Annotated in this window: 22 protein-coding genes; 14 read left to right on the top strand and 8 right to left on the bottom strand. The window is 68.4% G+C overall.

Features of this window, described 5'->3' with window-relative positions:
- Positions 1–271 precede the first annotated feature (271 nt).
- The 4 genes from BA895_RS16115 to phoA all read left to right on the top strand — a co-directional run bounded on the left by BA895_RS16115 (position 272) and on the right by phoA (position 3,853).
- Entirely contained in the window at positions 272–1,048 is a 777-nt protein-coding gene (locus BA895_RS16115; RefSeq protein ID WP_139142720.1) for a hypothetical protein, read from the top strand.
- 69 nt (positions 1,049–1,117) lie between these two features.
- Positions 1,118–1,882, top strand: coding sequence for a hypothetical protein (locus BA895_RS16110; protein ID WP_139142719.1), 765 nt, complete (start codon positions 1,118–1,120; stop codon positions 1,880–1,882).
- Between the two features lie 135 nt (positions 1,883–2,017).
- Positions 2,018–2,254, top strand: coding sequence for a DUF1059 domain-containing protein (locus BA895_RS16105; protein WP_070192911.1), 237 nt, complete (start codon positions 2,018–2,020; stop codon positions 2,252–2,254).
- Between the two features lie 225 nt (positions 2,255–2,479).
- Positions 2,480–3,853, top strand: a complete 1,374-nt coding sequence (phoA, locus tag BA895_RS16100; protein WP_070192910.1) for an alkaline phosphatase — start codon at positions 2,480–2,482, stop codon at positions 3,851–3,853.
- Positions 3,854–3,884: 31 nt separating this feature from the next.
- Here the strand turns inward: phoA and BA895_RS16095 are convergent, their stop codons facing one another.
- A complete protein-coding gene (locus BA895_RS16095; RefSeq protein WP_070192909.1) occupies positions 3,885–4,400 on the bottom strand; it encodes a putative immunity protein in 516 nt (171 codons plus the stop codon).
- A 121-nt stretch (positions 4,401–4,521) separates the two neighbouring features.
- Between BA895_RS16095 and BA895_RS16090 the strand changes: the two genes are divergently transcribed.
- From BA895_RS16090 to BA895_RS16060, 8 genes are all read left to right on the top strand, one after another.
- Entirely contained in the window at positions 4,522–5,289 is a 768-nt protein-coding gene (locus BA895_RS16090; protein WP_070192908.1) for an ABC transporter ATP-binding protein, read from the top strand.
- Between the two features lie 10 nt (positions 5,290–5,299).
- Entirely contained in the window at positions 5,300–6,061 is a 762-nt protein-coding gene (locus BA895_RS16085; protein WP_070192907.1) for an ABC transporter permease, read from the top strand.
- A 32-nt stretch (positions 6,062–6,093) separates the two neighbouring features.
- Positions 6,094–6,879: a MerR family transcriptional regulator gene (locus BA895_RS16080; protein WP_070192906.1), complete on the top strand. Its 786-nt coding sequence runs from the start codon at positions 6,094–6,096 to the stop codon at positions 6,877–6,879.
- Positions 6,880–6,952: 73 nt separating this feature from the next.
- On the top strand, positions 6,953–7,075 hold the full coding sequence (locus BA895_RS24230) for an FABP family protein (RefSeq protein ID WP_217493929.1): 123 nt from the start codon (positions 6,953–6,955) through the stop codon (positions 7,073–7,075).
- Entirely contained in the window at positions 7,072–8,091 is a 1,020-nt protein-coding gene (locus BA895_RS16075; protein ID WP_070192905.1) for a GNAT family N-acetyltransferase, read from the top strand. The genes BA895_RS24230 and BA895_RS16075 overlap by 4 nt, the downstream gene beginning before the upstream one ends.
- Positions 8,092–8,346: 255 nt before the next feature.
- Entirely contained in the window at positions 8,347–8,931 is a 585-nt protein-coding gene (locus tag BA895_RS16070; RefSeq protein ID WP_175442353.1) for a sulfocyanin-like copper-binding protein, read from the top strand.
- Between the two features lie 208 nt (positions 8,932–9,139).
- Entirely contained in the window at positions 9,140–11,578 is a 2,439-nt protein-coding gene (locus tag BA895_RS16065) for a heavy metal translocating P-type ATPase (RefSeq protein WP_083283447.1), read from the top strand.
- Positions 11,579–11,657: 79 nt separating this feature from the next.
- Positions 11,658–11,951: a metal-sensitive transcriptional regulator gene (locus BA895_RS16060; protein WP_070192903.1), complete on the top strand. Its 294-nt coding sequence runs from the start codon at positions 11,658–11,660 to the stop codon at positions 11,949–11,951.
- Between the two features lie 80 nt (positions 11,952–12,031).
- Here the strand turns inward: BA895_RS16060 and BA895_RS16055 are convergent, their stop codons facing one another.
- From BA895_RS16055 to BA895_RS16030, 6 genes are all read right to left on the bottom strand, one after another.
- A complete protein-coding gene (locus BA895_RS16055) occupies positions 12,032–13,399 on the bottom strand; it encodes an MFS transporter (RefSeq protein ID WP_070192902.1) in 1,368 nt (455 codons plus the stop codon).
- Positions 13,400–13,570: 171 nt separating this feature from the next.
- Positions 13,571–14,326 (bottom strand): hypothetical protein, encoded by a 756-nt coding sequence (locus BA895_RS16050; RefSeq protein WP_070192901.1) that lies wholly within the window; start codon positions 14,324–14,326, stop codon positions 13,571–13,573.
- On the bottom strand, positions 14,323–15,318 hold the full coding sequence (locus tag BA895_RS16045; RefSeq protein WP_070192900.1) for a membrane dipeptidase: 996 nt from the start codon (positions 15,316–15,318) through the stop codon (positions 14,323–14,325). Before BA895_RS16045 ends, BA895_RS16050 begins: the two co-directional genes overlap by 4 nt.
- A gap of 35 nt (positions 15,319–15,353) precedes the next feature.
- Entirely contained in the window at positions 15,354–17,159 is a 1,806-nt protein-coding gene (locus BA895_RS16040; protein ID WP_254666509.1) for a hypothetical protein, read from the bottom strand.
- Complete coding sequence (locus BA895_RS16035) at positions 17,156–18,631, bottom strand: aldehyde dehydrogenase family protein (protein WP_070192899.1); 1,476 nt, start codon at positions 18,629–18,631, stop codon at positions 17,156–17,158. The genes BA895_RS16040 and BA895_RS16035 overlap by 4 nt, the downstream gene beginning before the upstream one ends.
- The gene (locus tag BA895_RS16030; RefSeq protein WP_083283446.1) at positions 18,628–20,250 is read right to left on the bottom strand and encodes a BCCT family transporter; all 1,623 of its coding nucleotides are present in this window, start codon (positions 20,248–20,250) and stop codon (positions 18,628–18,630) included. Before BA895_RS16030 ends, BA895_RS16035 begins: the two co-directional genes overlap by 4 nt.
- Positions 20,251–20,389: 139 nt before the next feature.
- On the opposite strand from BA895_RS16030, the gene BA895_RS16025 reads away from it, so the two are divergent.
- Together BA895_RS16025 and eno are read left to right on the top strand one after the other, a co-directional pair.
- Complete coding sequence (locus BA895_RS16025; protein ID WP_070192897.1) at positions 20,390–21,301, top strand: LysR family transcriptional regulator; 912 nt, start codon at positions 20,390–20,392, stop codon at positions 21,299–21,301.
- Positions 21,302–21,489: 188 nt separating this feature from the next.
- A complete protein-coding gene (gene eno, locus BA895_RS16020; RefSeq protein ID WP_070192896.1) occupies positions 21,490–22,755 on the top strand; it encodes a phosphopyruvate hydratase in 1,266 nt (421 codons plus the stop codon).
- Here eno and BA895_RS16015 read toward each other — a convergent pair.
- Positions 22,706–23,278, bottom strand: coding sequence for a hypothetical protein (locus BA895_RS16015; protein WP_070192895.1), 573 nt, complete (start codon positions 23,276–23,278; stop codon positions 22,706–22,708). The genes eno and BA895_RS16015 overlap by 50 nt on opposite strands.
- Positions 23,279–23,458: the final 180 nt, after the last annotated feature.

The raw sequence follows: 23,458 nt of genomic DNA, 5'->3' as shown, positions 1-23,458 counted from the left end.
ACCGCCAACGCCACGGTCTACATCATCGACTCCGTCCTGATGCCCTGAGCACCAGCTGACTGATCCGCGTATCGACGCCCCTGCCCGACCGCTCATGGTCGGGCAGGGGCGTTCTCGCGTCGACTCGAGATCGGCCACCGGTTTCGTCAAATCGTCATCACTCCGGCTCGAGGAGGACCACACTGAACGCGGGCCCGCCTCAGTAGTCATGACCCTCGCGTGGCGGCTCAACGATCGACCAACGGTTGACTGACTGAGAGAAGGTCTGGTCATGGGTAGGTTCCGACGCACGCTGGTGGGGGCGTTGACGCTGGGTTGCGTGATGATCGGCACCCAGATGGGGCCTGCCGAGGCAGTGACGGCCACCGCGACGACGCCGCCCCAGGTCAAGGTCAAAGACGTCGGTGACCCCGGGCTGTACGGCGAGGCGCTGGTTTCCGTCGCCGTTCGCTGCTTCGACCGGGCCGACCTCCAGCAGCTGGCCGTCGAGATGACCCAGGGCGAGGTGATCGGCAACCGGGTCGTCGACTCGGGAGTCGTCTGCGACGGCGTTCGACGGACGATCCCGGTATGGGTGTCGACCGATGGGCCGGACTTCGACCCTGGCCCGGCCGTGGTGACAGCCCGGCTGACGGTTCTGGACCCGAAGACGGGTTCCCCCTTGCCCCCGGTGAGCTCGACCGCCACGGTCTTTCTGCGTCCGCAGGTGGTGGTCAGGGTAGCGACGGGGCCCGTGCGACTGAACGCCAACGGCAACGCCGTGGTGCGAGCCTCGGTCATGTGCCGAACACCGTGGATCGGCACGAGCTTCGGCGTCACGCTCACCCAGAACGGGGGGCGCATCATCGGTAGGTCGTCGTACATCGAGGAGCCACCGTGTGACAACGCCTTTCACGAGTACCGGTTCACCGTAGTGCCCACCAAGCCATTCGTGCGTGGTGGCATCCGTGTGAGCACCAGCATGTTCGTGCTGGACCCAGGTTCCTACGATCCGGCGTTCGCCGCCGCAGTAGAAACGAACCGGCAGGCCCTCCCCTGGGGTCAGTGACGGGCTGCCAAGCCTGCGCCGAACGCGCGATCTCTCACAACAACATCGACGGCGAAGTGAGGTCTGATGATGAAGGTGCTCGAACGGATCATCGTGGGCGCGCTAGCTCTTGGTTCCATCACGGCGGGCGCACTGGTGAGTCCGGCGCAAGCAGCCACGGCGACGACGAGAACACCTCCTCAGGTCACCGTCAAAGACGTCGGAGATCCCCTGCTCTTCGGCGAGGCGAGGGTCTCTGTCGCGGTTCGTTGCTTCGACGGAGACGTCCTCCAGCGACTGGCCGTTGCCGTGACGCAGGGCGAAGTCACCGGGACCGGAGTGGTCGAATCGGGAATCGTCTGCGACGGTGCCCGCCGGGTGGTGCCCGTCGTGGTGAGCAACGACGAGCTGAACTTCGTGCCCGGGTCGGTAACCGTGCGGGCCCAGCTGACGGTGGTCGACCCAGAGACGGGGTCACCCTTGCCGCCGACGAGCTCGACCGCCAGCGTCTTTCTGCGTCCGCAGGTGGTCGTGAAGGTCGCGACGGGCCCAGTTCGGCTGAACTCCAAGGGCAACGCCGTGGTGCGAGCCTCGATCAAGTGCCGAACGCCGTGGTTCGCCGACGACTTCGCCGTCACGGTCGACCAGAACGGTGGGCGCATCGCCGGTCGAGCTGACCTGGACGAGTGGCAGTGTGACGGCGTGTTCCACGAGTACACGTTCACGGTGGCACCCAACCGGCCGTTCGTGAATGGTGGCGTGCGGCTCACGGCCAGCGCCGACGTGCTCGACCCTGGTTCCTACGATCCGGCGTTCAGCACTGGGGTGATCACGAACCGGCAGGCCGTGCGCTGAGGTCAGTGACCCTGCTCGACCCTGCCCCACCCATGCCGCGGCCTCGGCCGGTCACATCTGCCGTTCCCGGAGCGTCAGGCGAATGAGGGCCTCGAAGACAGGGCCGTTCACCACTGACCAGGAGGACCCGAAGCGATGAAGACCATGACGTGCCGACAGCTGGGTGGACCGTGCGACCTCGAGCTGCGGGCCGAGACGGCCGATGCGGTCATCAAGGCGCAGGACCGACACCTCAAGGCTGCCGTCAAGGAGGGGGACGCCGCGCACGAGCCGGCCAACCAGCAGATGCGGGGCCGCTGGAAGCATCCCAAGCGGGCATTGGACTGGTACTCCGCCGCCAAGAATACCTTCGCCGACCTTCCCGAGAGCTGAGAGGCCGGCCGGTTCGGGGCAGCCACCCTCGGCACAGAAAAGAAAGGCCAACACCAGGAAGCCAGCCACCTTCTGGTGCGGCGGCGCCGGTGTTGGCGGCGGTGTTGGTGTTGGTGAAGTGTTCACGGGACGGATGCCGTAGCAGGGTTCCCCGGCCGAACGAGAGAGCTGGACTGACGCGTGGCCCGCGGTCCGTGGGTCGCCACTCTCAGTCTCGGAGGAAGCATGTCTCGTTCCACTCGGCGCCGGCGCCGGCTCCTGACCCTCTTGCCGGCCACGGCCCTGGCCGCAGCCACGATCGTGGCCGTGCCCGTCATCGCGGGCAGCACCTCTACCGACAACACCCCGGCAGCACGAAAGGCCATCACCGGTGGCCAGGCCCGGAGCGTCATCCTGCTCATCGGCGACGGCATGGGCGACAGTGAGATCACCATCGCGCGCAACTACCAGGTCGGCGCCGCCGGTCGCCTCGCCATGGACAAGCTGCCCCTCACGGGCGCGTACACCACGTACGCCGTGACGCAGGGCGATCCGAAGAAGCCCGACTACGTGACTGACTCAGCGGCATCCGGCACCGGTTGGGCGACGGGCACCAAGACCTACAACGGCGCGATCTCGGTCAACGCCTACGGCAAGCCCGTGCCCACCGTGCTCGAACGAGCCAAGGCGGCGGGCTACCGAACCGGCAACGTCACCACGGCCGAGCTGCAGGACGCCACTCCGGCTGTGCTCGGAGCGCACGTCGTGAGCCGTGACTGCAAGGGCCCGAGCTCGATGGCGGCGTGCCCCACCAACGACCTCGTCAACGGCGGCGCCGGCTCCATCGCCGAGCAGCTCGTTCAGACCCACGCCGACCTCATGCTCGGCGGCGGCTCGACGTACTTCGACCAGACCGTCAAGGCCGGCCGGTTTGCCGGGCTCACCGTCGCCCAGCAGGCCCAGGTGGGCGGGTACCAGGTCGTGCGCAACGCCGAGCAGCTGTCGGCAGCGGACGACCGGAGGCCGATCCTCGGCACGTTCGCGACGGGCAACATGGACCTCGAGTGGGTCGGGCCCACGCCGACGGCGGCCAACACCCCCGCCCAGGAGTGCGCCGTCAACACGGCCCGCAGCGAGACCCAGCCGCACCTGGCCGACATGGCGTCCACCGCGATCTCGGCACTCGACCGGCAGAGCCGAGGCCAGCGAAAGGGCTTCTTCCTGCAGATCGAGGGCGCGTCGATCGACAAGCAGGACCACGCCGCGAACCCCTGCGGCCAGATCGGTGAGACGGTCGAGTTCGACAAGGCGGTCAAGGCGGCCCTCACCTACCAGCGGCGCCACCCCGACACGCTCGTGGTCGTCACCGCCGACCACGGCCACACCAGCCAGATCGTCGAGGCCGGTACGACAACGACCGGGGTGACCGCCACCCTGACCACCCACGACGGGGCACCGATGACCATCAGCTACGCCACCACGCCGCTTCCCGGGTCGCAGCAGCACACCGGCACCGAGGTGCGGATCGCAGCCGGTGGCCCCCAGGCCGCGAACGTGCTCGGTGTCACCAACCAGACCGACCTCAACACCACCATGCGCCGGGCCCTCGGGTTGCTCTGACCTGACGCCCACCCGAGGCGGCTGATGTGGCTCAGCCGTCGAACACCGACCAGCAGATGTCGTTGCGCAGTCGCTGGTCGTCGAGCACGAGCTCACGAATCACCGCCGGGAGCTGCTCACGCTGCCAGTGGCATTCGAGTCTGCCCGCGGCCCCGGCCTCACCGTGCGGGGCCGCGGCGCGAGCAGCCTTGATGGCATAGGCGGCCGCGCCGAGATCGTGGGCGGCGACGTGGCCCACGCACGCGGCCTGACCGGCAGAGAAGGCGGCCCACCGTGGGGCGCCGCTCAGGGCCCTGGCTGCGCCCATGGCATGGCCGCCGGCCGCCCGGGCCCGCATCATGCCCACCTGGCCAGACGCCCACGTGCGGGCATGGTCGATGGCCTCGCGCGGTCGAGGGTCCGCGGGCTGCGCCGAGTCGAAGAGGTGCAGAACGTGCTCTGCGCAGGATGCCGCCCACAGGGCCAGGAGGTGGTGGTCGGCATCGGTGAGGGTCCCGCCGCGGCGGATCGTCACGAGGCGGGGATCCGGGCGCTGGGGAAGAATCACGGTTCATTGTGCGCCGCGCCCACCGGTGGTTCGTGAGAGAGACTTGGTCTCTGATCGCGAGACGGCCGCAGCGCGACGACGGCTTGACCTTGACGCTGGGTCAGGGCGGCAGCCTTGTGCCATGACCAAGAAGCCAGCCATCGAGATCGTCGGACTCGCGAAGTCCTACGGTGCCCAGACGGTGCTGAGGGGTGTCGACCTGATCGTCGCAGCAGGCACGATCGTCGCCCTCCTCGGCTCCAACGGCGCAGGCAAGACCACTTTGGTCAGAATCCTCTCCACGTTGCTGCCGGCCGACGCCGGCGCCGCCGCCGTCAATGGGTACGACGTCGCCACCCAGGCCGAGAAGGTTCGCGAATCGATCAGCCTCACCGGACAGTTCGCGGCTGTCGACGAGATCCTCACCGGGCGAGAGAACCTGGTGCTCGTCGCCCAGCTGCGACGCCTCCGGGGGCCAGGCCGGATCGCCGAGGAGCTGCTCGCGCGGTTCACGCTGACCGACGCGGCCGACCGGAGGGCGGCGACCTACTCCGGCGGCATGCGACGCCGACTCGACATCGCGATGAGCCTGATCGGCAACCCGCCCGTGCTCTTCCTCGACGAGCCGACGACCGGGCTCGACCCACAGTCGCGGACCGAGGTCTGGCAGACCGTGCAACGGCTCGCCGGACAGGGCACCACCGTGCTGCTCACCACGCAGCATCTTGACGAGGCCGAGCACCTCGCCGACCGGATCGCCGTGCTCCACGAGGGCCGGATCATTGCCGACGGCACCCTTGCCGAGCTGCGGAAGCTGCTCCCGCCGACCGTGGTCGAGTACGTCCCGAAGCAGCCGACCCTCGAAGAGATCTTCCTCGCGATCGTCGGCTCCGACAGCACCGTCAAGTAAGGAGCCACCCGTGACCACCTACGTCGTCCACGACACCACCGTGCTGCTGAAGCGCTCCCTGCGCCACATCCTGCGCAGCCCCGACACGATCATCACCACCGCGGTCACGCCGATCGCCATGCTGTTGCTGTTCGTCTACGTCTTCGGCGGTGCCATCGACGTCGGCGGCGCCCGCTACGTCGACTACCTACTACCCGGCATCCTGCTCATCACGGTGGCCTCCGGCATCGCCTACACCGCTTTCCGCCTCTTCACCGACGTCTCGAGCGGCATCTTCGAACGCTTCCAGTCGATGCCGATCACCCGGTCGTCCGTGCTGTGGAGCCATGTGCTCACCTCGGTGGTGGCCAACCTCACCTCTCTCGTGCTCGTCGTGCTGGTCGCGGTGGCCATGGGGTTTCGTTCCAGCGCAGGCCCGCTCGCGTGGCTTGCCGTGGTCGGGATCATGGTGCTGTTCACGTTGGCGCTGACCTGGCTGGCCGTGATCCCTGGGCTGACCGCGAAGTCGGTAGACGGGGTGAGCGGCTTCTCCTACCCGTTGATCTTCCTGCCGTTCATCAGCTCGGCCTTCGTGCCCACCTCCGGCATGCCGACACCGGTGCGGTGGTTCGCCGAACACCAGCCCGTGACCCCCATCGTGAACACCATTCGCAACCTCTACGCCGTGCAGCCCGTCGGCCACGACGGCTGGATCGCCCTCGGCTGGTGCCTGGGCCTGCTGCTCGTGGCCTATGCGCTCGCGATGCGCACCTACCGTAGGAAGGTCGGCTGACCGCCACGTGACCTCGAGCGGGAGACTGGACCATGCTGACCATCAGCCAGCTCGCGGCGTATGCCGGGGTGACGGTGCGAGCGGTGCGCCACTACCACGCCAAGGGTCTGCTGCCCGAGCCCGAACGCGACCAGTCGGGCTACCGGCGCTATGGTGCGGCGGCCGTGGTCGAGCTCGTCCGGATCCGCATCCTCGCCGACGCAGGCGTGCCGCTGTCGCGGGTGCGCGAGCTGTTGTCGGCCGCTGACCCCGAGTTCGCGCAGGCGGTCAGGGACATCGACCTACGCCTGCGCGCTGAGATCCGCGAACGCCAGCAGCATCGTGAGCGGATCGCCCGGCTCGCGTCGGGCGAGAGCCTGGCCCTGCCCCCCGAGGCGGTGGCCTACCTCGACCGGATGCGAGAGCTCGGCTTCGGGGAGCGGCTGGTCGATATCGAGAGAGACAGCTGGATCCTCATCGCGGCTCAGATCCCTGACGAGGTGGGCACGTTCATGGCCATCAAGCACGCCCAGATCGAGCACGAACCGCTGCGACGGCTCTACCTCGACATCGAGTCGATGGCCGACTGCACCCACGACGACCCCCGGCTTCCCGAGCTGGCCGATAGGGTCGTCGTCTTCATCGAAGCCGCCGCCGCCGTGGCTCATGAGCTCGAGACCGGGGTGCCGGAGGACTACCAGGTCAGCGACGCGCTGGCCCATCTGCTGGACTCGGCGTTCTGCGAGACCTTCCCGTGGGCCACTCGTCTGCTCGAGCTGCTCGAAGAGCGCGGCTGGACGGGCTGGACCAACATCCGTCGCCTGACCCTACCTACCTGACCGGGGAGAGCAGAGACGGGCAACCTCCTGCCTCATCTCGCCGGGCCGACGGTGCTGGGGCGCAAGGACCCCGGTGAGGTGCGCCGCCCAGGTCGAGCTGCTGCTCGTGCACCCGACCGGCATCCTCGAGCTCTACTACGGCAAGGCCAAAGGTGTTTGCTCGCGGCGGTGGGCGCCCCTCAGGATGGGCGCGTGACGAACTTCCTGACCGAGAGCGAGGCGCGTGCCGCTCTCGACGCTCTGCCCGGCATCCGGTGGCGTCCCTTCGCGCGTAACGACCTGCCCGTGATCGCCGCGTTCTATCAGGCCTGCGAGACCCACGACGAGAACCCGGAACGCACCTCGTTAGCAAGTCTCGAAGAGTTCTGGGACTCCCCTCGCTCCGTGCCCGAGCACGACACGTTGGCGGGGTGCGACGCGAGCGGAGACATCGTGGCGACGGCCTGGGCGGGGTGCAACCGGGCGGTCACGCAGAAGCGAGGCGTCTACCTCGGGGGCGCCGTGCACCCGAGTCGACGCGGCGCAGGCGTCGGTCAGGCCGTGCTGCGCTGGGAGCTGGCCCACGGCCACGAATGGGACCGGACCACAAGGCAGCCCGGCTACGGTCCGCTTGTCATGCGCCTTGGCGCGCCGACCGCCCAGACTGACGTACGCGATCTTGCGGTTCGACACGGGCTCGCGACCGAACGCTACTTCTTCGAGATGTCGCAGCCTCTGACCGCCGCGGCCCACGAGCCCACGGTCGACGGCGTCCGCCTGCTCGACTGGCACCCCGAGCGGTCCGCCGAGGTGCACGCGGTGGTCAACGCGGCGTTCCGTGACCACTGGGGGCACACCGACTCGACCGCCGAGATGTGGCAGGAGCAGCTTGCCTCGCACGCGTTCCGTCCGACCTGGTCGGTGATCGCGGTCGACGAGCTGACCGACGAGGTGGTCGGGGCCGCGTTGAACGTTGCGTGGGAGCAGGACTGGGCCCCTCAGGGGTACACCGAGGGCTATACCGACGTTCTCGCGGTGCTGCGCAGCCACCGCGGTCGGGGGGTCGCGACGGCGCTGCTGCTCGCCTCGATGCGACGCTTCTCGGTCGGGGGGCTGGATGCCGCCGGGCTGGGCGTTGACGCCGCCAACCCGTCGGGAGCCCTGCGCCTCTGCGAGACGCTCGGCTACCGGCAGACGGCCAGCACCTGCATCCATCAGCTGACCCGAGCATGACAAAGGTCAGGTGACGTCAAGCCGGACTGTGGCATGCCCCGGTCGACCGGGGCGCGGGGCGTGTTGGCGCGCGGCGCGGCGGGCCGGCGGCGCTCTCGTTGCGGATATCGAGGGCTACGGCATCCGGCCTCGTCGGTCGAGAGATGAGTGCAGTTCGGCAGTCGAGTGTCGGGACGTTGGTCTCTGTGCGCGGTGGCGTTGCGGTGGTGAAGTGGCAGGGTGTCCAGAGATGCCCACGGGCTGAGAGTGCTTGCCGTGTCTGCGCTGGCGGTCGGCGCACTGCTCGCCGGTTGCACGTCGTCGCGCCCGAACAGCCCGGGCAGCCTGATGGGCGGGCACGTGGACTCAAGCACCCTCGGCAGCATGATGGGCGGACCTGCGGGCTACCACTTTCCTGCACTGACCTGTGCTGCTCCGGTCTCGATGCCTGGCGCCACGGTCACCGTGGTCCTCGCAGACATGGGCATGACGCGGATGATGGGCGGCGACGCTCCGATGGGGGCGCGGATGAGGCTACGGGCAGCCCCCGGGGCTGTGGCCGCGGGGAAGGTCAGCCTGGTCGCGGAAAACCGGGGTTGGCGCACACACGAGCTCGTCGTGCTGCCGTTGGGGCAGGCCGCCGCGGCGGGGCAGCGGGTTCCCGGCGCGGATGGCAAGGTCAGCGAGTCGGGGAGCCTGGGCGAGGCGTCCGCCTCCTGCGCTGCTGGGTCAGGGGAGGGCATCGGTTCCGGTGCGGTCGGCTGGGTGACGCTCGAGCTTTCCCCTGGCCGGTACGAGCTGGTCTGCAACCTCAAGAACCACTACGCCAACGGCATGTACCAAGAGCTCGATGTCCGCTGAGACGTCTCGGTGGCGGGGTCGTCACGCGGCGAAGTAGAGCCGATCCCGGTGTGTTCTCGGGTCGGAGGTGGATGAGGGGTAACGGGTCCAGGCGAGCTGGCAGCGCGCCGGCTCTGGGAAAGGCTGTTCACTCGTTCGATCCGTCCTGCCGTCCTCGATTCAAGCATGACCTTGCATACCCCTTGGGGGTAAGGGGTATGGTGATGTGATGAGTACCCACCCGGACACGTCACGACCCGTAGAACAGCCGACCGTCGCCGACCCGGTGTGCGGGATGAGCGTGGACCCGGACGGCCCGCTGCGAGCCGAACACGACGGCATCAGCTATCACTTCTGCTCTCAGGGCTGCCTCGATACGTTCGAGGCAGACCCGAACCATTACGTAGGTCACCAAGCAGGGGATCACGCCGGTCATTCCGCCCAGGGGGTCCCCGCCGGGCGAGGCGGGGACGAGGCCGAGAGCAACGGCGGTGCGGGCGATGCTGACCCGGCAGAGGGTTCGGAGTACACCTGTCCGATGCACCCGGAGATTCGCCAGGCAGGGCCGGGTTCGTGCCCGATCTGTGGGATGGCGCTCGAGCCGGTGACGGTCACGGCCGACACCGGCCGCAGCAGCGAGCTGGTCGACATGACCCGCCGGTTCTGGGTCGGGCTCGGGTTTGCGTTGCCCGTGTTCCTGCTGGAGATGGGCAGCCACCTCTTCTCCTGGGTGCGCGAGCTGGTGCCGTCGACGGTGTCGGTGTGGGTCCAGCTGGCGCTCGCGACGCCGGTCGTGCTCTGGGCGGGGTGGCCGTTCTTCGTTCGCGGGTGGGCCTCGGTCCGGTCCCGGCACCTGAACATGTTCACCCTCATCGCGATGGGCACCGGGGTGGCGTGGACGTACAGCGTCATCGCCACCGTCGCCCCGGGCATCTTCCCCGCCTCCTTCCGCAACATCGACGGCTCGGGCGCCGGGATGAGTGACGCCATGGCGGTGGGCACGGTCGATGTCTACTTCGAGGCCGCTGCGGTCATCACGGTCCTCGTGCTGCTCGGGCAGGTTCTGGAGCTGCGGGCCCGCGAACAGACGTCCGGAGCGATCCGGGCCCTGCTGGACCTCAGCCCGAAGACGGCCCGCCGGATCGGCGATGACGGCAGCGATGAAGAGATCGACCTGGCGAACGTGCAGCTCGGCGACCGCCTGCGGGTCCGCCCCGGTGAGCGGGTCCCGGTCGACGGCACCGTCGAAGAGGGCCGTTCTTCCCTGGACGAGTCGCTCGTGACGGGCGAGTCGATGCCGGTGACCAAGAGCACCGGCGACACCGTGATCGGCGGCACCATCAACCAGTCCGGTGGCCTCGTCATGGTCGCCGAGAAGATCGGCCGCGACACCATGCTGGCGCGGATCGTGGCCATGGTCGCCGACGCCCAGCGCTCCCGCGCCCCGATCCAACGGATGGCTGACCGCGTCGCCGGCATCTTCGTGCCCGTCGTTATCAGCGTCGCAGTCATCGCGTTCGCCATCTGGGCGCTGGTCGGGCCCGACCCGAAGCTCGCCCACGCCCTGATCGTGGCCGTCGCCGTGCTCATCATTGCCTGCCCCTGCGCGCTCGGGCTGGCCACCCCGATGTCGATCATGGTCGGAGTCGGGCGCGGCGCCGGGATGGGCGTGCTCATCAAGAACGCCGAAGCCCTCGAGCGAATGGAGAAGGTCGACACTCTCGTGGTCGACAAGACCGGCACCCTGACCGAGGGACGGCCCACCGTCACCGAGATCGTCCCCGCGGACGGGTTCGACCAGGCCCAGATCTTGACCTTGGCCGCTGGGGTCGAGCGCGCTTCCGAACACCCCCTCGCGCAAGCCATCGTCGAGGCCACCACGTCGCGGCAGATCGCCATCCCCGACGTGACCGACTTCGACTCGCCCGTCGGTCGCGGAGTCCAGGGCACGGTGAATGGCCGCACCGTCGTCATCGGCAACGCCGACTTCCTCAGCTCCCACCAGATCGACACGGTGGGCTTGAACGGGCGCGCTGACCAGCTACGCGCCGACGGAGCCACCGTCATCCACGTCGGCGTCGACGGCGCACCGGCCGGGATCATCGCCATCGCCGACCCCGTCAAAGCCACCACCCCCGACGCGTTGAACCAGCTGCGCGAGGAGGGCATCGAGGTCGTCATGCTGACCGGTGACAACCAGGTCACCGCCGAGGCGGTCGGCCGACGCCTGGGCATCGACCGGGTCGAAGCCGGGGTGCTGCCTGACCACAAGAGCGACATCATCAAGGCGCTGCGCAGCGAAGGCCGGGTCGTGGCGATGGCCGGTGACGGCGTCAATGACGCCCCCGCCCTGGCCGCAGCCGACGTCGGCCTCGCGATGGGCTCGGGCACCGACGTCGCGATGGAGAGCGCCGGTGTCACGCTGCTCGGTGGTGACCTGACCGGCATCGTCCACGCCCGCCATCTGTCCCAGAAGACGATGGGCAACATCCGCCAGAACCTCATGTTCGCGTTCGTGTACAACGCCGCCGGGATCCCCATCGCCGCCGGTGTGCTCTACCCGTTCTTCGGCCTGCTGCTCTCTCCGATCATCTCCGCCGCCGCGATGGCGCTGTCCTCCGTCAGCGTCATCGGCAACGCCCTGCGCCTACGCACCCAGAAGCTCTGAGCGCCACTGACGCCCAACCCGCACGGGCGGGCCCTGCCCATCGGGCCTGCAGCCACCCCGACCGAAGGAGCAAGACGCCATGACCACGCAACCACCCGGATACTCCGACACCAAGGAAGCCCACCTCAAGAGGCTACGGCGCATCGAAGGCCAGATCAGAGGACTGCAACGGATGATCGATCAGGACACCTACTGCATCGACGTGCTGACCCAGATCTCTGCCGCCACCCGAGCCCTCGAAGCAGTCGCCCTCGCCCTGCTCGAGGAGCACCTCGCGCACTGCGTCACCCACGCGATCCAAGCCGGCGGCGCCCAAGCTGACGCCAAGGTCAAAGAAGCCTCAGCCGCCATCGCGCGCCTCGTCCGCTCCTGACCAACGCCACCCGCAGCCAGCAGACCCGAGGAAGCTGCCCCCGTTCTGAACCCCCGTTTGCAGGCCCTGGTGAGCGAACTTCAGTCGCTGTGTCCCACCAAAGTACGCCCGTGCACCGACCCGGCGGAGGACTCGCTGAGGTTCATCCCCTTCGTCTCGGGCGCCAGCCACTGCGACAACCCGGCACCGACAGCCGCGATACCGGCGGCGACCAGCATGGTCGGTCCGGACCCGAAATGAACCATGGACCATGGCAGCAGGAACGTGCCGATGCCGGCTCCGACCCGGCTGACAGCGGTGGCGAAACCGATGCCGATACCACGGATCTCGGTCGGAAAGATCTCCGACGGGTACACGCCCATCATCGCGACGACGTTCGCGTTGAAGAAGGAGAAGACGAGGAAGAGGAAGAGCACGACCATCGGCGGCGCCCCCGCCCACAGGCCGATGACCGCGAGGGCCACGGCGCACACCCACTGCGGCGGGACAGTCATCATGCGGCGGCCAACCCGATCGACCAGCAAGACCGTGCCGACGACCCCGGCCGCAGCGACTGCGGAGAGCCCGAGACCACCGGCGAGCCCGCCACTGATGCCGTAGCCCGCCAGCACGCTCTCGGCGAAGGTAGCGATCGCGAAGTACGGTGTGACTGCGGCGAACCAGCACCCCGAGACGAACAGCGTGGCCCGCCAGTACTGCCGGGAGAACAGCATCCCGAAGGTACCCTCCCGGACGTCTTCATGCTCGACGTCCTTCATGTCGGCGGTATCCGTCATGTACTTGTGAGCAATGGCCATGGCCTCCTCCCGCCGGCCCACGTTCCATAGCCAGCGCGGCGACTCGGGCAGACCGACCCGAGCCGCAACCAAGATCACCGCGATGACGGTGCTCGTTCCCAGGATGGTGCGCCAGCCCACGTCGGTCTGGGTGGTCAGGATGTAGCCCACCAGGAAGGCGACCATGAACCCGACGTACCAGCCGACCTCAGAGACCGATATCAGTCGGCCCCGCAGCCGGGCCGGAGCGAACTCGGACATCAGTGGCCAGCCGACGGAGTACTCGGCGCCGATCGCGACACCCATCAGCAACCGCACCACGAACAGCTGCCAGGCCGAGTCGACGAAGAACTGCGCGACCGATGCCAGACAGAAGAGCGCCATGTCGGCTTGGAACATGGGCTTGCGGCCGTACTTGTCGGCGGCCCACCCGGCGAGCGGCGAGCCAACCAGGATGCCGATCAGGGCGGCCGCCGCGATCAAGCCCTCCCAGAGGTCCGTGAAGTTCAGCTCTTTGGAGATGGGGACGATCACGGTGCCGATGATCCCGAGGATGAAGCCGTCGATGAACATTCCGCCGATCAGGACACCGACAAGCCTGATCATGAAGCGTCGCTTGAACGCCGCCGAGGACCCGCCCAGATCGGCGGCGTTGTTCTTCACAGATGACACTGGTCACTCCTCATGTTTCGGATCCGAAGAATCAGATTCTCGTTTTCGATGAGTGCGGGAAGATCCCGTTTACGCTTCGTTTCCCCCGGGGGCCCTTCAACACGAATGCATCTGGCTACTGAATATTGGCGAGGGACCGGTCCTGCCATCGTGTCTGCCGCCGTTGGTGGCTCAGTCGGGGACGAGGTAGCGACGGGATGCCGCGTACACGCTGTCCCATGCACGGGCATCGACCGTCACGCCGACCGCCGCTGCCTTCGCGCGCGCCTGGGCCAGCTCGTCAGCGCTGGTCCAGCTGAGGTCGAGCTCGCCGAGCCCTTCGACGTCACGCAGAGCCACGACGCCCTCGCCCTGCACCGTCGGCGCAACCCGCCCCGAGGGCAGGTGGCTGACGGTGCCTACCCCGAGGCTGCCGTCCGGACGCGCCAATCTCACCTGAGCCGATGGCTGCGTCACGCTGCGACCGGCCCCGTCTCGCTCTGTTGCTGACCCGATCACGACCGCGACCGCCGTTTTGGTGACGCGGGCCGCCTCGAGCAGTGCGGCATCCAGCAGCGACGTCCCGGCCACGGCACACTGAACTTCCACGATGCGCTCGTCTCCCCCGCTGGTGACGAGCTCCACCGCGAGGGGGGCCTCCCGTAACAGTCGATTGCCTCCTTGGGAGCGCAGCTCGACGGCTTCCCCCTGGGCGTCCGATTCGTCAGCCACATCGACGATCTCGACGGCCGTCCGGCTCCACGGCTGGGCTGCCAGGTCGTCGCGCAGGGCGGACAGACCACCTCCACCGGTGAGCTCGGCCTGGAGCACCATCCGGGCGGCTGCTCGCGCTTCACCGTGACTGGCCCCGTGGGCCACCAGGGCTCGGAAAGCGGCCTCGTTGAGGTCGCGTAGGCTCACCCGCGTCGTCGTCGTGGTGGTGGTCATGATTCGCTCCTCGTGCCGGGAAATACGTCGTCGAACAGGCGCAACCAGTTGCCCCCGAGGATGCCGGTCACCTCGGCATCGCTGAGGCCCACCGCCTGGAGGCCGTCGGTCACGTGGGGGAAGTCGGCCGGGCCGGTGAACCATGACGGCCACTGCGGCCACTGCGGCGGATTCGTCGAGTCGGTGGGCCGCCACCGCCCGTCGCGCAGGTAGGCGACGTAGTCCTGCCCCCAGTCCTGGGTGCAGTCTGAGCCCAGGGCGACATGCTCGGCGCCGACCTGGTCGCACAGTCGAGCGACCATCGTGCAGAAACCGTCGAGCGTGGCGGCCGACCCGCCGATCACGTTGGGGTACAGGCACGCCCCGATCACTCCACCCCGGGCGGTGAGGGCCTCGATCACCTCGTCAGGCTTGTTGCGGGGGGAATCCACGAACCAGGTCGGATTCGAGTGGGTGATGGCCACCGGTCCGCTCGAGGCGGCGATGGCCTCCAGACAGGTGCGATTGCCGACGTGCGAGAGGTCGACGAGCATCCCGACCCGGTTCATCTCGGCGACGATGACCTTTCCGAAGCGGGTCAGGCCGGAGTCGACGGGTTCGTAGCAGGCGCCGCCGACGAGGTTCTGGTTGTTGTAGGTCAGCTGGGCGATACGCACGCCGAGGCGGTGGAAGACCTCCACCATCCGGTAGTCGTCGGCGAACGGGCTGGTGTTCTGGAAACCCAGCAGGACGCCGACGTGGCCGCTCGCCTTGGCTTCTCGGATCTGCTCGCTCGAGGTGACGAGGCGAAGCAGGTCGGGGTGGGCTGCCTGTAGCTGGCACCAGTCGCCGATCAGCCGCAGCGTCTCGGTCGGCCCCTCCCACACCGCGCACGTCGCGTTGACCCCGTGGATGCCGCCCTTCCGAAGCTGGCGCAGCACGTCGGGGCTCCAGTTGTTGATCTGGAGCCCGTCGACGACGGTCGCCTCCGTGTGCAGGTCAGCCGTTCTCATGCTTTCTGTCGCGCCTCTTCGCTCCACTCCGGCCCTCATCGCGATGCCTCCAAACCGGCCGCAGCCCCCGGGGCGCTGACGAAGATCCAGTCATCATCGGCAGTTCCGTCGGCGAGGTCGCGAACGCGGGGCGCCCCGACGAAGAGCGTGACTCGCAGCCAGTCGGTCGACTGCGGCACGAAGTTCTCCATGCCGTAGACCGACAGCTGCAGGCGTTGCACGTTGAGCGGCAGGAACTGCTCGCCCAACAGGTTGGTGTGCACTTCACCGTAGGCCAGCCGGTGCACCGACTGCACTCGCGAGATGGCGCCTCGGTGCCACGGGTGGGCGATCAGGAACCGCGCTACCGAGGTGGCAGGGTCAACCGAGTCGAGGTCGGAACGCAACGCGCTCACCGCCCGGGCCACATCGGTACCGTGCTCGAGGTGCTCGCCAGCGTCGACTCCGCGACGGCCCCGCCGCGGCTCCTCGTTGTTCTCGGACGAGAACCAGAAGTAGGCCTGCTGGGACGGGTCGACGAAGTCGAACTGTCGGACCCAGCCGTAGTGCGCCTCGATCGCGTCAAGCACCTCACCGACGCGCTGCGACGGCACCACGGAGTTGCGCTCGTCGCACGACAAGCTGGCCTCGATGGTGGCGTCGAGGTCGCCGGTCAGCTCGGTGAGGATGGAGGCCACCACGGCCCGGCATCCCTGGCTGATGGACTCCGCCTCGGAGTGCAGTACGTCCCACGGGCGGGTCACGGGCTGCCCTCGGACGGTGCCGTGAGCCACGAACTCGCGCAGTAGATCGCGCACCTCGGTGAGCTGCTGCGCCACGACGGCACAGTTCGGGAACGGTTCGATGTCGGTCGACCCGCCGAGCTCGAGATAGGTCACGGCGCGGTCGAACAGCTCGCGAACCCGGGCAACCTCTGGGTCACCCGGCTCTGCCACCCGGCCGCGCACCGCCGCGAGCGGCACCTCGCGCAGGTTCGCCCAGGCGTCGAGCACCTGCGGGTGGTTGATGACGTAGGGCACCATGCCGAGGCCCGTGGCGTTGCCCAGCCCGAAGTAGCGGCGCCACTGCGGGTCGAGCACCACGGCGTCCGGGTTGACTGCCCGTGCGCAGTGCTCGACGAGGTCGAGGCTGAGCTCGCGCATCAGCCAGGCCGCCAGGAAGTGCGGACGGTAGGGCACCGCGAAGGGGTGATCCGGCCCGAACCGCTCGAAGTCGGCCAGCCCGAACTTGCCGTTGCTGTAGAAGGCCGTGCTGCGCATCACGTAGGGCGAGGCCCCGAACATGTCTGGGTCGGGCTGCTCACCGGCGGCCAGTGCGTTCACCACGGCGTCGAAGAAGCGGGCGCTGCGGTTGCCGCGGGCCCAGATGACGGTTCCCTCGTCGGCCCGTCCATTCTCCTGGAGGGGCACGTTGGCGCGCAGCTGGTCGAGGCGTTCGTCGTCGACCTCGCCCTCGACGAGGGCCAGCGTGATGTCCCAGCCGGCGGCGATGACCCGGTCCTGACGCTGGGCCTCCGCCAGCACCTGCGAGAACGCGACGAGTCGCCAGGTGTACGCGCCCGCGTCGATGCGGTAGATGGCCACACCTCGGCCCGCCGCATCCATGTCGAACAGCTCCCGCGCCACCTGCCACTGCTCCGCGACCAGGTGCCTGATGACGGTGCGTGAGAAGCTGTGCCGGGTAGCCCTGGCGGTGCCCATGTCGGCCGGGTCGCAGACCTGGTTCGCCGGGCGCAACGCGACCGCTCCGGTCGGCAGCTCCAGCGGGCCGGACTGGGACGCAACGCCCGTCACGGGGTTCGTGGTCAGGGCCGAAGGGAGGCCGGATGCCATGACGCTCATCGGTCTGCCCCGATCACGCTGGGAACGGCCCGCACGTAGGCGGTCTTCAGCACCGAGAAGAACTCGGCCACGGCGTCGCTGCCCTGCTCCCGCGGGGCGGGGAACGAGGACTGCTTGACTCCGCCGAACGGCGCGTGCACCTCAGAGCCGGTCGAGGGCCCGTTGATCTTGATCAGGCCGGCGTCGATCTCATCGAGACAGCGGCGCACCACGGACTCGTCGCGAGTGAAGACCGACGCGGTCAGGCCGAACTCGGTGGAGTTGGCCAGGTCGATCGCCGCGTCGAGGTCGGCTGCCCGCATCAGCAGGGTCACCGGGCCGAAGACCTCCTCAGTGGCGATGCTGAGCGAGCTGTCGCCCTCGAGCAGGGTCGGCGCGACGTACGCTCCCGAGGCGCCTTCCGGCAGGGGGGCCTGTGCGAGCACGGTGGCGCCCTGCTGCACGGCCTGGTCGATAGCGCCGGCGACCTCACTGCGAGCACGTTCCGAGACCAATGGGCCGATCTCGACGCCGTCGCCCAGCCCGGGGCCGACGCGCAACGCTGCGACCTTCCCGATGAGCGCGTCCTTCAACGTGTCGTACGCCGAGCCCACCGCGATCACGCGCCTGGTGGCGGTGCACTTCTGACCCGTGCTCCCCATGGCTGCTGCGGTGATGAAGGCGGCAGCAGCCGGGATGTCGGCGTCGGGCAGCACGACCGCTGGGTTGTGCCCGCCCAGCTCCATCTGTAGGCGGGCGCCGCGACCGATCACGGCCGCACGGATGCGGTGCCCGACGGGCACCGACCCGGTGAAGGTGACCGCGTCGACGCGAGGGTCGGCCACCAGTTCTGCTCCGAGAGAGCCGGGGCCGAGCAGCAGGTTGAGCACGCCATCGGGCACACCGGCATCCGCGAAGACCGCAGCCAGCGCCACGGCCACGGCCGGGGTGTCGCTCGCCGTCTTCCACACCACCGTGTTGCCCCACATGAGGGCGGGTGCGATCTTCCAGGCCGGGATCTGCACCGGGAAGTTCCACGGGGTGATGACGCCGACCACCCCGACCGGACGCCGCACCGAGCGCACGATCTCGTCCGCGTTGGCGGAGGGATAGGTCACGCCCGTGGGACGTCGGGCCGCGCCCGCGTGGTAGTAGAGGGTTTCGACCGTGCCACCGATCTCAGCGCGGGCATCGGCAAGGATCTTGCCCTCCTCGCGGGTCATCAGCACCGCGAGGTCCTCGGCCCGGCGCTCCAGCAGACCGGCGGCCGTGCGCAGAATCTTGCCCCGCGCCAGCACCCCCAGGCGATCCCAGGCGGGCCGGGCATCTCTGGCGGCGGTGAGTGCGGCATCCAGGTCGTCGGTCGTTGCCGTGGCGTAGGTGCCCACGACCTCACTCGGGTCGGCGGGGTTGGTGGAGGAGGCGGTTTCGCCGCCACCGGTCAGCCACTTGCCGTTGATCAGGTGGTTCAGTTCGAGCGTGGGGTTGCTCATGAGGAGGTCTCCTTCGCTGACATGCTCTCGGACATGTCCTCGGTCGTGTTCTCGGTCGGGTTGTGGGCTGGGGCGATGCTGATGGAGGGATAGCGGCGCTGTTCCAGGGCGAGACGGCGCACGTAGATCGGGGCGGCGAACACGCTGGGCAGCAGCACGAAGCCGACCGGTACGGCGGTGATCACGATGAACGACTGCAGGGCGGTGATGCCACCGTCTCCGATGGAGATGAGCACGGCAGCCGCGCCGCCCATGATGACGGCCCACATGGCCCGCAGCCACGAGGGAGGTGAGTCGTCTCGCACGCAGGCCTGGGCCACGGCGTAGGCCATTGAGTCACCCGTGGTGGCCACGAAGGTGATCGTCAGCAGCAGGAAGCCGACGGCGAGCAGGCCGCCCAGCGGCAGGTTCGAGGCGATCGCCATGACGGCCGCGGGCAGACCGCCGTCGGCGAGCGGATCAGAGATCGCTCCCGGGGTGTTCTGCTCGACCCAGATGCCGGTGCCGCCCAGCACGGTGAACCACAAGGTGGTGGCGATCGGGGGAATGACCGCGGTGCACACGAGCAGGTCGCGGGCGGTGCGGCCGCGCGAGATGCGGGCGATGAAGATGGCCATGAGCGGCCCGTAGCCCATGAACCAGCCGAAGAAGAAGATGGTCCACGAAGACAGCCAGGCCTGGTCGCCCTGGTAGAGCGACATCCCGACGAAGTCGGTGGCGTAGGTCGCGAGACCGGACAGCCACGCCCGCAAGACGAACCCGACTGACCCGACGGCCAGCACGAGGACCATCAGCACGAGCGCCATCCACACGTTGATCCGGCTGAGGATCTGAATGCCTTTGTCGAGGCCGGAGAGCACCGAGGCCACGATGATCGCGGTCAACACCACGATCACGACCAGCTGCACGCCGTACACGTTCGGGATACCGAAGAGGCTGTCGAGGCCGTAGGCCACCTGCAGTCCCAGGAAGCCGATCGGCCCAACGGTGCCGGCGACCACGGCGATGATGCAGACGATGTCGACGACGGAGCCGATCCAGCTGGTGCGGATGCGCTCACCCATGACGGGGTAGAGCAGCGTGCGAGGGCGCAGCGGCATCCCGCGCTCGACCCCGTAGAGCATGACCATGGCGCCCAGCGACCCCAGGATGGCCCAGGCCAGAAAGCCCCAGTGGGCGAAGCTCTGTGCCAACGCCGCGGTCGCCGGGTCGATCTCCGAACGCCCCTCGAAGTGCGGCGGGGTGGTCAGGAAGTGGTACATCGGCTCGGCGGCCGCCCAGAAGACCCCACCGCCGGCCATCAGGGTGCACATGATCATGGCGATCCACTTGAACCGGCTGTATTCGGGAACGGGGATACCGCCCAACCGCGCCTTCGCCCAGGGGGTGCACGCCAACGCGATGGCCACCACGAACGTGACCAACAGCAGCAGCTGCCAGTACAGGCCGAACCACCGGACGCTGGCACTGAAACCCTGGTTGACCAGTTCGGACACGGTGGTCGGGACGGCAATGGCCGCCACCACGAAAACCACCAGGATGCCGGCGCTGACCGTCATCACCACCCGGTCGACCTGAGGCCTGGTGGTGGTCTGACGTTCCTTCACTGACCTGCTCATGGGCTCTTCCGTCCCTTGACGACCGGCTCCTCGTTGAGCTCGCTCTCTGTTCGATCAACAATCCTCGGCCAATCAATGCCTGTCCAATACTTGTTATGCCATTATCGATACCCTGAAAGCATTGATCGAAGGAGACGCTGTGGAACTGAGAACAATTCGTTACGCCCTCGCTGTCGCCGAGACGCTGCACTTCGGGCGTGCCTCAGAGCAGTCGCTCGTCTCGCAGCCAGCGCTCTCACGGCAGGTGAAGGCGCTCGAGGTCGAACTCGGAGTTGCCCTGTTCGATCGAACCAGCCGGCGCGTCCAGCTGACGGCCGCGGGTTCGCAGTTCGTCCCCTTGGCCCGGAAGGCCTTGCAGATGCTCGACGTTGCAGCCGAGCAGGCCCGGGAGTCGGCGCGCGGGCAGGTGGGTGCGCTACGCCTCGGCTTCGTGGCCACCGCTGCCATTGACGTGTTGCCACGGATACTTTCGTTACATCGGGCCCAACGACCGAAGGTCTCGATCAGCCTGATCGAGTGCACCACGGGCGATCAGATCGAGGCCCTGCAAGCGGGCCTGCTCGACGTTGGCCTAGGGCGTGACCTGCCTCCGATCGCCGGGTTGGACGTGAGCGTCCTGCGAACCGAGGCCATCATGGTGGCGGTACCCGCCACCCACCCCTTGGCCGCGGTGGTTTCCGTACACGTCGACGATCTCGTCGGTGAGCCCATCGTCAGGTTGCCGCCCGGCATGGCTCGCCGGGCCGACGTCTTGCTGGCTCAGGTCTCGGGGTTGGCCATCAGTAGGGCCTCGGCGGTCACCGCCGAGCAACAAGCCAATCAGTACATGACGTTATTGGCCCTCGTGGCCGCCGGCACCGGCGTCGCCCTGGTGCCGCAGCCCGTCACGAGGCTGCGTCATGACGGGGTGCACTACGTTCGCCTGGAGCACGCCGACGCGACCTCATCGCTCACCCTGGCCACCCGGGCCGATGACCGCTCGCCTATCGTGCGCGACTTCCGCACCATGCTCCTGGGAAGCGATCTCGCCCGCTCCGCCGAAACCGGCTGAGACACAATCCCAGCATCCGCCACCCGGCCGGTACGTGTGGTCGCCAGTTCTCCCGGGATAGCCGCTTCCGGTCGGAGGACACCATCCCTGCCCCGAGGATCATCACCGGAGGCCAACGAGGGCGAACCGCGCCTGCCAGATCGTAGGGTGGGCTGTGGAACTACGTACCGCTACCTGGAGGTGCCCGTATGTCCTTCGAGATCGCGTCCTTGTCTGCCCTGGAGATCCTCGACTCGAGGTCGCGCCCGACCCTGTCGGTCACGATCGAGCTGGCGGGAGGCGTGCGGGTCAGCGCCGGGGTCCCGTCGGGGGCCTCGACCGGCACCCGGGAGGCGGTCGAGCTGCGAGACGGCGACCCGGCCCGGTTCAGCGGGGCCGGTGTGACGATCGCCGTGGGCAACGTCAACCACGAGATCGCCGAGCATCTGGTCGGTCGGTCGCTGGACTCGCTGGCCCAGGCCGATGAGGCGATGCGCACGCTCGACGGCACCGCGAACAAGGCGCGCCTCGGAGCGAACGCGATCGTCGGCGTCTCGATGGCCCTGGCCCGCGCGCTCGCCGCGGCCGACGGCCAACCGTTGCACGCCTGGCTCCCGGGGTTCGGGCAGCCGGCCCGGTTGCCGGTGCCGTGTTTCAACGTGCTCAACGGCGGTGCCCACGCCCCGAACCCGCTCGACTTCCAAGAGTTCATGGTCTGCCCCCTCGGAGCCCCCTCCATGGCCGAGTCGGTCCGTGCGGGCGCCGAGGTCTACGCCGCGCTGCGCAAACGGCTCGTTGCCGGTGGGCACGCCACCGGCCTCGGCGACGAGGGTGGCTTCGCCCCCGACCTGACCGAACCCGAGGATGTGCTGGCCATGATCGTGGCCGCCATCGAAGACGCCGGGTACACCCCCGGCTCCAGTGGTGTCGCCATCGCCCTGGACCCGGCCGCCTCGGAGTTCCGCCAGCACGACGGCACCTACCGCGTGGCCGGCCAGTCGCTGTCCAGCACCGAGCTGATCGAGCGGTACGCCGCCATGGTCGACGCCTACCCGATCTGGAGCATCGAGGACGGTCTCGGCGAGAGCGACCACGACGGCTGGCAGCAGCTGACCGGTCGCCTCGGCGACCGGATCCAGCTCGTGGGCGATGACAACTTCTGCACCAACCCGGCGATCATCGCCGACGCGATCTCCGACGGAATCGCGAACGCGGCCCTGATCAAGCTCAACCAGATCGGTACCGTCACCGAGACCCTCGAGGCGATGGCCGTCTGCCACCGCGCCGGCTACGCCCAGATGGTCTCCCACCGCTCCGGGGAGACCCCCGACACCTTCATCGCCGACCTCGCCGTCGCCACCGGATGCGGGCAGCTCAAGACCGGGGCTCCAGCCCGCGGTGAGCGGGTGGCCAAGTACAACCGGCTCATCGAGATCGCGGTAGACCGGCCCGACCTCCCCTTCGGTCGGCCCTGACCGTGAGTGGTTCGGCGAACACCTGCCGGAACTGGTCGACCGCGTAGCTCGTCGACTCTGGTTCTGCGGGGACGAGCCGATAGGGATGCAACCCATCGGGGTCGCGTGGTGCGCGCAGGAACAGGTGCCGTGGGTCGTGTTGTTCTGCCAGCCCGTGCGAGAGCTGGTAGAGGTGGGTGACGTAGCACACCCGAATCCCCGCCGTGACAAGCGAGTCGACGATGTCGCGGGCGACCTGTGACCCCTCGATCTCGTTGGTGCTCGAGAAGGACTCGTCCAGCAGAACGACGGCGTTGGGCCTCAGCCGGTCGACGAGCTGCGACATTCGAACGAGCTCGTCGTCGAACTTCCCGTGTTGCAGGCTGGTGTCCTCGTCTCGACGGTAGTGCGTGAACACCCCGGCAGACGGGCTGGCCCGGAACTGGTCGGCTGCGACGAACAGTCCGGCGTCGAACATGAGCTGGGCGAGCCCGATGGCGCGCAGGAGGGTCGACTTCCCGCCCTGGTTGGCACCGGTCACCATGATCAGCCCCTTGCCGTCGGCATCGAGGTCGCTGCCGACCGGTGCCTGCCGGGAGCGGACCGCTGCCGACCGGTGCCTGCCGGGAGCGGACCGCTGCCGACCTGGCCCAAGCCGCCGACCACGTGCTGTCCTACTTCGCAGCGCTACGTACCGAGATCGGCGTCTACGTCGCAGCCCTCA

Origin of the sequence: Humibacillus sp. DSM 29435, from assembly GCF_001758225.1 — a bacterium.
In the GTDB taxonomy this organism is placed as follows: domain Bacteria; phylum Actinomycetota; class Actinomycetes; order Actinomycetales; family Dermatophilaceae; genus DSM-29435.
This window is presented reverse-complemented; position numbering and strand designations above follow the sequence as displayed.